Here is an 11,759-nt window from a genome sequence, read left to right as displayed (position 1 = left end):
ATACACGGGGCTCTACCGGACCAGGAACCACCACGAAAATCGATCACGAAAAGATCGCAACCAGATACACGCCCTAGTGCCGCGACCGCCAACGTCTGCCCGCTCCGTGTGATCGCGGATAGTGCCCCCTGGGGGTTGTGAACAGGACCTGTTCACAACCCCCAGGGGGCAGAAACGGCGATCATGTCCGACGTTGATACAGGGCGAACCTTGGCGGGGGCGGCACTAGTGCGTGAAAACCGCCTGGGATGAGGCGAGGCGATCCGGCGGTCTTCCCCGCGTAGTGGGACGGCTGTCAGCACGAGCCCAGATGATCACTTTTTCACCAGGCCGACCAGGCCGACGCCATCCAGGCCGTACGAAACACGTGAATCCAGCGCGAGGGCAAAAGGCGTACTATAGTAGGTCCCAGGTCTGAGTAGCCAGCCGAGTGTCCGGACGCCATGCGCTCCCGTCGGCCGCTTGCACCGGCACCGAATTCCTTCGGCAGAAGCCTGGTGACCGTGCCACAAGGCTCCTTCTACCTGTCCGCCCTCTTTCCGCAGCCCCCCGTCAGGTGCGACCCCCGCTTCCATGTCGAGATCTACGCGCCGCCGCACAGAACGATCGTGCGCGCGCACGGCGAGATCGACATGGCCACCAGCGACACGTTCCGCGCGGCTCTGACTGCCGTCCTCGGCCTCCGGCCACAGACGCTGGTGGTCGACCTCGACGGCGTGTCCTTCCTTGACGCCGGCGGCCTGGGCATCCTCGTCGGCGTCGCGAACCAGGCCGCCCAGACCAGCACCCCCATCATGGTCGTCTCCGCCCGACCCCACATCTACCGCCTGTTCGACCTGACCCACCTGGTCGACCGGCTGGATGTACACGCCAGACCCACAGCGCTGGCCACCCCGACACCCGACCAGGCCGCCGCGGTCGCGGGGGCCATGCGCCCGCCTGTTCTGACCTGGGACCGGTCTCGACGCACCGAAGACCATGATGATCTCATTCGACAATCCACACACGCTACGTTTTCGAGGCCAAAGCAGGGAGTCGTCATGACAACCATCGAGCCATCGCCCGACCCACGGCCGCCCGAGACGGACGCCACGCAGCCCGCACCGCGAGAGCACGTCCCGCGGTCCACGCGCACCAGCCGGACGTGGACGGCGGCAATCCTGTTCGCGTTGCTGCTCACCCTGCTGCTGGTCTTCATTCTGCAGAACAACCAGCGGGTCGACGTGTCGTTCCTGGGTTTCAACGGCCACCTGCCGCTCGCGGTCGCGATGTTGTTCGCGGCGATCGCGGGAGCACTGCTGATCGCGATCCCCGGAACGGGCCGCATATACCAGCTCCGCCGGGTCGCCCGTCGTCTGCAAAAGACTCGGCGGGATCCCGTCGACACGACACGACCCGGTCGCCAGAACGCGCGGGTTCGACAAGCAGAACACTAGACGTATCGGAACTGCCCCGTAACCGCCAGGCGCCGACGCACGAAACCCGACGCCGACCAGTCGACTGCGTCGACACCCTCCGTGCTATATCGACCAGAGTCACGGTGACCACCGAACCACCAGAAACCCCCGCCGCTGGTCCGCGTCACGCCCGATTCGTCCGCTGCGCGGGTGTAGTTCGCCGCGTCCTGGGACGGTTGTCGCGGAACGCATGGCACGCCGCCCCTTCCAGCCATCGGTCGGGCCGGCGCTCGCATCGAACATCACGGAACCCCTGATCGCCGGCCACTACGGCAAGCCTCGTTCGACGCTGTCGGACGACTTCCTTCGCGCTGGGGAAGTGGTCCAGGTCGGCACAGCCCACCGGTGGCCACCCGTGATCCCAGAGTGGTGGTTCGCGCCGAGTCGGCCTAGTGTGGTGGGTGTGGGTCGGCGGAGGACGTTTGACGCGCTGGCGTTGCTGACGGCAGTCGAACGCGCCGCGCCCGCCGACGCGGTGGACGTGCTCGCCAGCCAACTCGTGAATGACCTCGGGGCGCTTGGCAGTTCGTTTCTGATCGCCGACCATTCTGGTGGTTATCTGGCGAAGTTCGGCGGAAGGGACGGCGGGGACCGCCCGACGGAAAGAGTGCAGATCGTCGGCACGCCGCAGGGCGACGTTCTGCGGACCCAGCGGCCGGCGAGATACGAGCTTGAGGACCGGACGGTCGTCTACGCACCGGTCACGGCGCGCGGCGAGGCGATCGGGGTCATCGAGGTCCACTTTCCCCGCCGTATTGATCGGACCGGGGCAAAAAGGGTCGAAAAAGCGGATGACGACTTTGACTGGCTACTGTACGAGGTCGGGGCTGCCGCGCATATATTCGCCTACATAGTCGTGTTGAACCGGCGCTATACTGACCAGTTCGAGTGGGGGCGGCGTTCCGTACCATTCAGGCTGGCCGCCGAGGTGCAGCGCCGACTGCTTCCGGATTCTTTCACCTGTGAGGCCGCCCAGGCAACGATCGCGGGTTGGATGGAGCCGGCGGCCACGGTGGCCGGGGATACCTTCGACTACACCTTCGGACGCACCACCCTGGATCTCTCGCTCACCGACGCGATGGGTCACGGGTTGGCCGCGGCCCTGTTGGCCACCCTGGTGGTCAGCAGCCTGCGCAACGTCCGCCGGGAGCAGGCTGGCACCGATCTGGCCTCGGTGGCCGCTCGAGCCAACGCCGTCATGAACAAGTATGCCGACCCCGAGCAGTTCGTTACCGGGCTGTTGCTCCGGGTCGACCTGCCCAGCGGTGAGGTAAGGGCTGTCAACGCCGGGCATATTCCGTGCTACTGGGTGCGGGGCGGCGAGGTGAGGTGTGTCCACTGGCCCGCCGACCCCCCTTTCGGGATGTTCCCAGAGTCCAGCTACACCGCTCGGGTCCTCCAGCTCCGACCTGGCGATCGCCTCCTTCTCGTCACCGACGGGATGGTCGACCGGAACGCGATACGCGTCGATTTGTCCGCGGAGTTGACCGCGACCACACGCCTGCACCCCCGGGAACTCGTGCAGTTCCTGACCAGGCTCGTGCGCGACGCGTGCGACGACCAGTTGCGTGACGATGCGACGGCCCTGTGCCTGGACTGGCATGGTGGGAGCGGGCCGGAACGCAGCGTCGCCAGCGGCGCCGATCCCACCCGCGCGTCTGCCTCACTGCTGGGGTAGTGAGTCCACGCCGTCAGGGCCACGCCGAGCTGGAGCGGGACCGGCGCGCTTCCCATCGACGACGACCTCACGGCCTGCCCGCTCTGCTGGGCGCCGGCCAGGAAGTGCCCGGGGAGCCGCGCATCCGATGACCGCCACCGGCGATCGGGGATACGGCCGGACCGAACGGTCGGCGAGCGCCGTCAGGGGCAGACCACTGACGACAGGCAAGCCTTCCAACACCGGGGAGCAAGGGATCGCGATGAATGATCCAGATCGGCTCGACGCAATCGCCGCGCGAATGGTCACCGCGCAGCGTGCCAACCGCGGCGCCCGCCACCTCGCCAACGCGGCGGTCGAACTCGGGGAACCAGTCGAGACCGCCAGCGTGGCGATCATCCTCGACGAATACCGCCAGGCGTACCGCGAGGTCCATCGCGTGCTCACCAGTGGTGATCCAGAAGACATCCTCTACCTGGTGGCACGCATGGACCCCGTCGTCACCGGCGGCACCGGCGGCACCGGCGGCACCGGCGTCTGAGGCTCGACGAGGCCCCGTTTCGGCGGCCCGGCGGCCGCGTCGGCCCCGCCTTGGCGGGAGAGGCTCGACGCGATCGTTCACCCGCACCCGCGGCCGACGAGGGTGGCCCCCGGACCGGCCCCACAGCCACACGGCTGGACAGCCGGGCGGCGCCGGTACCCCACGCGCGCGCCTCAGGCGGCGCGGGCGGGGATGACCGGCTCGGGCGAGGTCTCGCCTGTCCTGGATCGCGTGGGGCCGGGTAGCGCCAGGCGCAGGATGCGTCCCCAGACGTTCGCGGTCTGCCGGGGCAGCGTGCCGGTCGTGTACGGGAGGCCGAACCGTTCGCACAGGGCGCGGACCCGCGGCGCGATCTGCGCATACCGGTTGCTGGGCAGGTCGGGAAAGAGGTGGTGCTCGATCTGGTGGCTGAGGTTGCCGGTGAGGAGGTGGAGCGCCGGCGGGCCGCTGATGTTCGCGGAGCCGAGCAGCTGCCTCAGATACCACTCCCCCCGGCTCTCGCCTTCGATCTCCTCCTCGGTGAAGGTCCTGGTGCCGTCGGGAAAATGTCCGCAGAAGATGACGCTGTGCGCCCAGACGTTCCTGGCGACGTTCGCGGTGAGGTTGCCCAGAAACACGGGGAGGAACGCCGGTCCGGCGAGCAACGGAAACACGACGTAGTCCTTCAGACCCTGGCGGGCGACCTTCTCAAGCGCGCCGCCGAGGTGGCTCAGGGTCTCGTCCAGGTCCTTTTCTCGGCGCCAGGCCCTTTCGATCTCGACGTCGTAGAGCGCGATTCCCCACTCGAAGACGACCGCGAGGGCGAGGTTATACAGCGGCTGAGCCAGGTAGACGGGGCGCCACGGCTGCTCGGGAGCTACCCGTAGCATGCTGTACCCGAGATCCCGGTCCCGGCCGAGAACGTTCGTGTAGGTGTGGTGCACATAGTTGTGTGAATATTTCCACTGGGCGGCGGGAGACGCGGAGTCCCATTCCCAGGTGGTGGAGTGGATGCCGGGATCGCGCATCCAGTCCCACTGCCCGTGCAGGACGTTGTGGCCGATCTCCATGTTCTCGAGGATCTTGGCGAGGGTGAGCATCGCCGTGCCAGCCAGCCACGCCGGCGGCAGCAGGGAGGCGAACATCACCAGCCGGCCGCCGGCCTCCAGTCCGCGTTGAGCCGCGATCACCCGTCGGATGTACCGGGCGTCGTCCTCTCCTCTGCTCGCGAGGACCTCCGCGCGGAGGCGGTCAAGCTCCTCGCCCAGTTCCTCGATGTCACCGGCGCTGAGAGGGGTCGGTGCTGCCATCCGTCTGCTCCTCACAGATCGATGTCGACGTCGCGGGCGGGGGCGGACACGCAGGTCTGGATGAGGTCGCCCGGGGCGCCATATTCCTCGCCGGTGCGCAGGTCGCGGACCCGGCCGTCGACGAGCGGGACGAGGCAGCTGTGGCAGACCCCCATCTGGCAGCCGCTCGGCATGAGGACGCCCGCTTCCTCGCCCGCGGCCAGCAGTGAGACATCCGCGGTCGCGGTGGTCTCCCGCCCGCTCCGGATGAAACGCACCCTCCCGCCCTGCCCGCCACCGGGGGATACGACCGAGTGGAATCGTTCCGTAAGCAGACGGTCGCTGATGCCGGACTCCCGCCAGTACGATTCGGCGTCGTCGACCATTCCGAGCGGCCCGCAGACCCAGGCCATCCGCTCCGGGATGTCGGTACAGATCGCGGACAGCGCTGCCATCGTCAGCCGTGCCGCGGGCCGGCCGCCCGCGGGGCGGGTGTGATGCTCGTACAGGCGCACGTTCGGGAACTGGGCGGCGATCCGGCGAAGTTCTTCACCGAAGATGACCTCCGAGGCGTTCCGCGCGGAGTGCGCGAGGAAGACGTCGGGCATCCGCCGGCCCTCGGCGAGGTGTCGCAGCATCGACATCACCGGGGTGATCCCGCTGCCGGCGGTCACGAAAAGCAGGCGGTCCGGCAGTTCGTCCGGCAGCACGAACCGTCCCGAAGGATGCCCGAGCCGGACGGTCTGGCCCGGGCGCAGCGCGTGCACGATGTGCCGGGACACCGCACCGTCTGGCCTCGCTTTCACCGTGATGGCGATGAGGCCGTCCGGGCGTCCGGGCGGGGACGACAGCGAGAAGGTCCGCCGATGCCACACGCCGTCGATGCTCACGTCGACACCGACGTGCTGACCCGCCAGGCCTCCTCGCCAGCCCAGACCGGGCCGGACAACGATCGTCGAGGTATCGGACGTCTCCGGAGAAATTTCCTCGACACGCCCGGACAATCGGTGCCGCGACCACAGCGGATTAATGGTCGCCCGGAAGTCGCCCGGTCTCAGCGGACTTGTCATGGAGCCCGCCACGGCACCGAGAAATGCCCTGATAGCCAGCATCAATCTCCTTGTACGCGGGCGGGCGAGCGGGGTTTCGCCAGACGGTCACCGGCCTCGGCCAGCGGCATATTCGGCCCGTCAGCCGGCACGGTACACCGCCGCCCCGCCCCCGCCCCGTCGACCATCCCGGCGGGAAGACCTACGGAAAGACATAAAGGGCCGACGCGTGGCCCGAACTCACCGCGGTCGCGTGGAAGATCCGGGGCGACGGCTTCACGGTTTGAGAGCGTTCTCGCGTAGCATGGCGGTATGGCGGGCGATGATCTGTGGACGACCGCGGGCATCGCCCACCGGTTGGCCATTTCGGCGGAACGAGCCAGGCGGCTGTGCGCCCGGCCGGATTTTCCCAGCCCTGTCCAGTCTGTGCCGTATTTCGATCTCTGGCGGGCAAGCGATGTCGAAGCCTGGCTTCTGGAGGGTCAGCCTGACTACTGACCATGCAGCCGCCGCTCGTCGGCGTGGGCACCCGTGGCCGGTCAGGCTCGACGCATGCTGGGTGGAGTAGCGTTCGGCCTCGTCGCGATGGCCCTCGTGGTGGGGGCGGCCTTGGCCGCGAGCCGGTTCGGTCTCCCGGCCCCGGTGCTTCTGGTCGGCGCGAGCGCCGTCTACACGTTGCTGCCCGGCCCGGACCTGCGGCTTGAGCCCGACATCATTCTGGTGCTGGTCATCCCGCCGTTGCTGTTCTCCGCCGCGCTGAGCTCGAGCCTGCTGGAGATCCAGGCGAACCTGCGAGCGGTGATCTCCCTGTCCGTCCTGCTCGTCGTCGCCACCGCGCTGGTCATCGGCGGCCTGTTGGTCACAGTGGTACCGGGTCTGCCGTTCGCCGCCGCCTGCGCTCTCGGCGCGGCCCTGGCGCCACCGGACGCCGTGTCGGCCCTGTCCATCGGACGGCGCGTAGGCCTGCCGGACCGGCTACGCACCGTCATCGAGGGCGAAAGCCTGCTCAACGACGCGACGGCGCTGACCCTCTACACGGTGGCGGTGGCCGCGGTCGTCGGCGGCCCGTTCGACGTCCCGTTCGTCGCCGGAAAGTTCCTGGCCGCCGCCCTCGGCGGGATCGCCGTCGGGATCGCCGTCGCCTGGCTCATCGGGCAACTGCGGCGCCGGATCGAGGAGCCGGTCGCCGAGACGGCCATCTCGCTGGCCACCCCCTTCGCCGCCTACCTGCCGGCCGAGGCGCTGCACGCCTCCGGCGTCCTCGCGGTCGTCACCGCCGGGCTCGTCCTGGGTCACCAGTCCCGGCAGCTGCTGTCCGGCGCGGCCCGGCTGCACGCCCTCGCCGTGTGGCGCCTGGTGGACCTGCTGCTCGAAGGATTCGTCTTCCTCCTCATCGGCCAGCAGTTCGTCGCCATCGTGCCCGCCATCGCGGACTATCCCCTGGGCACGGTGCTGGCCGCGACGGCGGTGACGGTCGGCGGCGTGCTCCTGACCCGGGCGCTGTGGCTGCTGGTTCCCGCCCTGCTCCCGACACGGCTGTGGTTCCTGTCCCCACACCCTCACCTGTCCAGCCGTGAGCTCGTGGCGCTGTCCTGGTCCGGGATGCGCGGCGTGATCTCGCTCGCCGCCGTGTTCGCGCTGCCGCTGTCCACCGACGCCGCCGGGTTCCCCCACCGCGACCTGCTGCTGTTCTGCGCCTACAGCACCGTCCTGCTCACCCTCGTCGGGCAGGGCCTGACCTTCGGACCACTGCTACGGCGGCTCGGAGTACGGCCCGACGCCGACGAGGGCCGACGCCAGCGCGCCCGAGCCCGCGTAGCGGCGGCCGAGGCCGGCCTACGAACGCTGCGATCCCTCCAAGCGCACGAACCGATCCCCGGCATCCTCGCCAAACGGCTCAGCCGAGCCGCGGAGGACCGCAAACAACGCAGCGTGGACAGCCTGAAGACGCTGAACACCCCTACCGACGAACAGATCCCCCCCGAGAGCCCGACGGACACCTTCGGCCGCGTGCGACGCACCATGATCGAGGCCGAGCGCGACGAGCTACAGCTCTGGCGAGACACCGGACAACTCTCCGACGTCTCCCTCCGCCTCCTCGAAAACGAACTCGACCACGAAGAAGGAGCGCTCCCCCCTGGGGGCCCCATGTGATGTCTCGGGACATTGTTGACAGCCGGATCCGCGATTCATGGGTCCGGCTGCCGTGTTCTCGGCGGGCTTCGCGCGGAGTGCCGGAACCCGCCGCCGACGGGTCAGGGCACCGCTCGGCCGGGGCCGGGGCGCGCGAAACGGGGGTCGAGCCGGCCGAGGAACAGGCCGGCGGCGGCCAGGCTGGCCAGGCCGAGCGCGGTGAGGGCGCCCAGGTCGAGCAGCAGGGTCCCCGTCGTGTGCCGCCACAGCGGATCGGGCGGGACTCCCGGGTTGAGACGTGGGTCGGTCAGCTTCTGGACGTCGATGAGATCGGTCACCGAGGCCGCGGCGGCGTTGCCCCAGCGGCCGGGTAACAGCCAGGACAGCTGGTTGAGCCCGGGGCGGCCGGCGAGCGGGATCAGCGGGCCGGCCAGCACCAGCTGCGCCGCGGAGAGCACGACCAGCGGCGGCATCGCCTTGTCCGCGTTGTCGACCAGCGCGGACACCGCGAGGCCCATCATGGCCGCGGCGGTCGCGGTCGCGGCGACGACGACCGTCATCTCGACCATGGGATGACCGGTGAGCAGCCCGTCGGCCGGGGGGCGGCCCGCGAAGCCGATGATGGTGATCACGACGCTCTGCGCCGAAGTAATCACGGTCAGGACCAGCGCCTTGGAGCCGAGATAGGCGGTGGTGGACAGGCCGATGGCGCGTTCACGCAGGTAGACGGGCCGTTCCTTGACGATCTCGCGGATCGCGTTGGACATGCCCAGGAAACTCGCCACGAGCGTGACGACGAGCAGGACCCGGATCGCGTCCCGGTTCGGCTCCCCCGTCGGCACCTGGCGTAGCCCGTGCGGGGTCTCGACCAGCCGGGGAAGGAGCCCCAGCAGGAACGGATAGGTGATGATCATGTGCAGGTAGGAGTGGTCGGCGGCGATGATCCGCGCGTACCGGCGGCTCAGGGTGAGCAGCTGGGAGAGCATCGACTGCTGGCGCGGCGTCGGCGTCGGCAGCGGCGCGCGAGCTCGCCGGGTGACCGGCGTGGCGGGCGGGTTCTTCGCGAGGTGGGCCGCCGATCGGTGGCGGCGGGCGAGCCTGGCCGCGCCGTCGGCGCTCCCCAGGACTCCGAAGGCGTCCGCCCAGCTGGCCTGGCCGAGGAAGGGTAACGCGCCCGGAGGCGGGCCGAAGTAGGCCACATGCCCACCCCGGGTGAGGACCAGCAGGAAGTCGCACAGGTCGAGCTGGGCCACGCTGTGGGTCGCGACGACGACCGTCCGCCCGTCGTCCGCGAGTCCGCGCAGCGACCGCATGACCTCCTGGTCGAGGCCGGGATCCAGTCCGGACGTCGGCTCGTCGAGATAGAGCAGGGTCGGCTGGGTGAGCAGTTCGAGCGCGATGCTGGTCCGCTTGCGCTGGCCGCCGGACAGCGTCGCGACCCGCCGCTCGGACAGGTCGGCCCCGCTGGGCAGCGTCCACTCGCCGGTCGCGGTGGCGTCGGCCAGGTCGGGCTCGTCCGCCCCGCGCGCGGTGAGGCCGAGCTCGGCGAGCACGGCGTCCACCCGCGCGCCGCGCTCGGCCCGGGTGGTCTCGGCGGGGAAACGCAGTCGGGCGCCGTACTCCAGGGCCTGGCGAACGGTGAGCGTGGTGTGCAGGATGTCGTCCTGCGGCACGTAGCCGATGCGCCGGCGCAGTTCGTCGTACTCGGCGTACAGGTCGCGGCCGGCGTAGCGGACGGTTCCGGCGCCGGCCGGGCGGAACCCGGTGAGCGCGCCCAGCAGCGTCGTCTTCCCCGCCCCGCTGGGCCCGATCACCGCGAGCAGCGACCGCCCGGGCAGGCGGAAGCTGATGTCGTGCAGCAGCCGGGCCCCGTCGACGTCGACGCACAGGCCCTCCACCTCGAAGGCGACGTCGCCGGTGTCCAGATACTCGGTCAGCCGGGTCGGGACCGCCCGCGGGTCATCGGCGTCGCCGACGGCGTGGAACACGTGGTGGCCGACGGCGATCAGGTCGCCGGCACGCAGCGACGCCCGTTCGACCCGGCGGCCGTTGACGTAGGTGCCGTTCGCCGAGCCGAGGTCGACGACGCGCACGCCGCCCGGGCCGACGGACAGCTCTGCGTGCTTCCGGGAGGCGAGCAGGTCGCCGACGACCAGGTCGTTCGTCAGCGCGCGGCCGACGGACATCCGGCCGGGCCGCAGCGGGTGGACGCGGCCCTGGCCGCTGGACTCGGTCACCGCCGTGGGCCCCGGCCCGGCGGGCCCGAGCCGCGGGCCGGGGGGCGCGCCGAGACCGTCGATGTGGGCGGTCAGCTCGGCGTGATGCCGGCCGACCGCCGCGCTGTCGGAAGCGTCTTCCCCGCCCGGCACCGGAGTCAGGTCGTCGTCGAGCGGGCGGCCGGGCGCGCCGGCGGCCGGCCGGCCGAGCCCTGCCGGGTCCGTCACGCGGTCCGACGCCGGGACCGCTGTCCCCTCGCGGGGCAGCGGGGGCGTCGTCGACCGCCGGATCGGCATGGTGGCGGGCGCCCCCGCCTCGATCTCCGCCTCCACAGCGACGGCCACGGTGACGCGCGGCCCGTCCGCCGAGCCCAGGCGGAACTCCGACTGAGCGCCGACCGGCACCCGGCCCACCCGCTGCCCGGCCAGCCACGTCCCGCCGCTGCTGAGGTCCACGACCTCCCAGCCCTCGGCCGCCGGCTCGATCAGCAGGTGGCGCCGGGACACTCGCGGGTCGGCGACCACCAGATCGGCGGTGGCGTCCCGGCCCACGAGGAACGACCGGCCCGGCTCCACGACGAGGACCTCGTCGCGGCGGCGAACCGTCAGACCAGCCGACAAGCCCTCTCCCATCACGCTCCGGAGCTACGACAACGACCCAGGCTCCTGGTCGTCGATCCTGACCGGGCAGCCGCCTGCACCGCTCGCGTCGCGTGAACCACGACCTGTCGCGGATTCTCCGTAGGCGGACCCACCTTCCTGGCCCATTGTCGCGGGAACGGCGCACTTCGCTGCGCCGGGCGACGCAGAGCACCGTCCCTGACGGCACTCCAGCGCATCGCGGCCGACGGCGCGGGGTGCCGCCGGTGCCGTGCACGCATGGGCTGCGTCGCGTCGCGGGGGCCGCGAGGCCCAGACGTGCGAGGCCGAGTGCCCGACCGACTATTGGTATCCCGTTTGTGCGTGTTCACCCCTACGATGCGGGCTGTGAAAATCCCTCCTGGCACGGAAGGTGGGGCTGACCCTCTTCTCGACAGCCTCCGGCGCGCGGTCTCGGCGATGCCGGACGATCTACCGCTGCGGCTTCTCCTCGCCGAGCACCTGTTGGGGCAGGGCCTGAGGGACGAGTCGGTGGCCATGTGCGCGGAGGCGCTACGGCGTGCGCCTGACGACGCGCGGGCCCGGGAGCTCATGGTCCAGGCCCTCGCGCCGACCGCGACGCCCGCGCCGGGCGCGCGGACCCAGCCCTCCTCCGAAACCGCGGACGCCTTCTCCGAAACCGCGGACGGCGCGCCGGTCCGGCCGGCCGGCCCGGCGCGCGCGCCGCCGCCCACCCGCTCCACCCCCCCCCCACCCCCCGCGGCGGCGCGTTACCTGCGCGACCCGCGCCGCCGGGTGCCGGTCGTGTTCGGGCTGATCTGCCTGGTCGGAATCCTGG

9 protein-coding genes are annotated in these 11,759 nt (G+C 70.6%); 6 read left to right on the top strand and 3 right to left on the bottom strand.

Annotated features, from left to right (window positions below):
• The first annotated feature begins 443 nt into the window (after nucleotides 1-443).
• The 3 genes from I6A81_RS42785 (at nucleotide 444) to I6A81_RS42775 (ending at nucleotide 3,655) form a co-directional block, all read left to right on the top strand.
• A complete protein-coding gene (locus tag I6A81_RS42785) occupies nucleotides 444-1,436 on the top strand; it encodes an STAS domain-containing protein (RefSeq protein ID WP_203001426.1) in 993 nt (330 codons plus the stop codon).
• A 211-nt stretch (nucleotides 1,437-1,647) separates the two neighbouring features.
• Nucleotides 1,648-3,135 (top strand): PP2C family protein-serine/threonine phosphatase, encoded by a 1,488-nt coding sequence (locus tag I6A81_RS42780; RefSeq protein ID WP_203001428.1) that lies wholly within the window; start codon nucleotides 1,648-1,650, stop codon nucleotides 3,133-3,135.
• Nucleotides 3,136-3,262: 127 nt separating this feature from the next.
• On the top strand, nucleotides 3,263-3,655 hold the full coding sequence (locus I6A81_RS42775) for an RtcB family protein (protein ID WP_238428561.1): 393 nt from the start codon (nucleotides 3,263-3,265) through the stop codon (nucleotides 3,653-3,655).
• A gap of 173 nt (nucleotides 3,656-3,828) precedes the next feature.
• Here the strand turns inward: I6A81_RS42775 and I6A81_RS42770 are convergent, their stop codons facing one another.
• A complete protein-coding gene (locus tag I6A81_RS42770) occupies nucleotides 3,829-4,944 on the bottom strand; it encodes a fatty acid desaturase family protein (protein WP_203001430.1) in 1,116 nt (371 codons plus the stop codon).
• Nucleotides 4,945-4,955: 11 nt separating this feature from the next.
• The gene (locus I6A81_RS42765) at nucleotides 4,956-5,993 is read right to left on the bottom strand and encodes a ferredoxin reductase (protein ID WP_307875266.1); all 1,038 of its coding nucleotides are present in this window, start codon (nucleotides 5,991-5,993) and stop codon (nucleotides 4,956-4,958) included.
• Nucleotides 5,994-6,284: 291 nt separating this feature from the next.
• Between I6A81_RS42765 and I6A81_RS42760 the strand changes: the two genes are divergently transcribed.
• Both I6A81_RS42760 and I6A81_RS42755 read left to right on the top strand, forming a co-directional pair.
• A complete protein-coding gene (locus tag I6A81_RS42760) occupies nucleotides 6,285-6,470 on the top strand; it encodes a helix-turn-helix transcriptional regulator (protein WP_203001434.1) in 186 nt (61 codons plus the stop codon).
• A 54-nt stretch (nucleotides 6,471-6,524) separates the two neighbouring features.
• On the top strand, nucleotides 6,525-8,126 hold the full coding sequence (locus I6A81_RS42755) for a Na+/H+ antiporter (RefSeq protein ID WP_203001436.1): 1,602 nt from the start codon (nucleotides 6,525-6,527) through the stop codon (nucleotides 8,124-8,126).
• 101 nt (nucleotides 8,127-8,227) lie between these two features.
• Here the strand turns inward: I6A81_RS42755 and I6A81_RS42750 are convergent, their stop codons facing one another.
• Nucleotides 8,228-10,942 (bottom strand): FHA domain-containing protein, encoded by a 2,715-nt coding sequence (locus tag I6A81_RS42750; RefSeq protein WP_203001438.1) that lies wholly within the window; start codon nucleotides 10,940-10,942, stop codon nucleotides 8,228-8,230.
• A 438-nt stretch (nucleotides 10,943-11,380) separates the two neighbouring features.
• Between I6A81_RS42750 and I6A81_RS42745 the strand changes: the two genes are divergently transcribed.
• The coding region (locus I6A81_RS42745; RefSeq protein WP_238441628.1) for a tetratricopeptide repeat protein at nucleotides 11,381-11,759 on the top strand (379 nt) is incomplete at its 3' end.

This window comes from Frankia nepalensis, from assembly GCF_016786325.1.
GTDB lineage: Bacteria > Actinomycetota > Actinomycetes > Frankiales > Frankiaceae > Pseudofrankia > Pseudofrankia nepalensis.
Note: the sequence above shows the minus strand (reverse complement) of the source record. Positions and strands in the feature narration are given on the sequence as shown.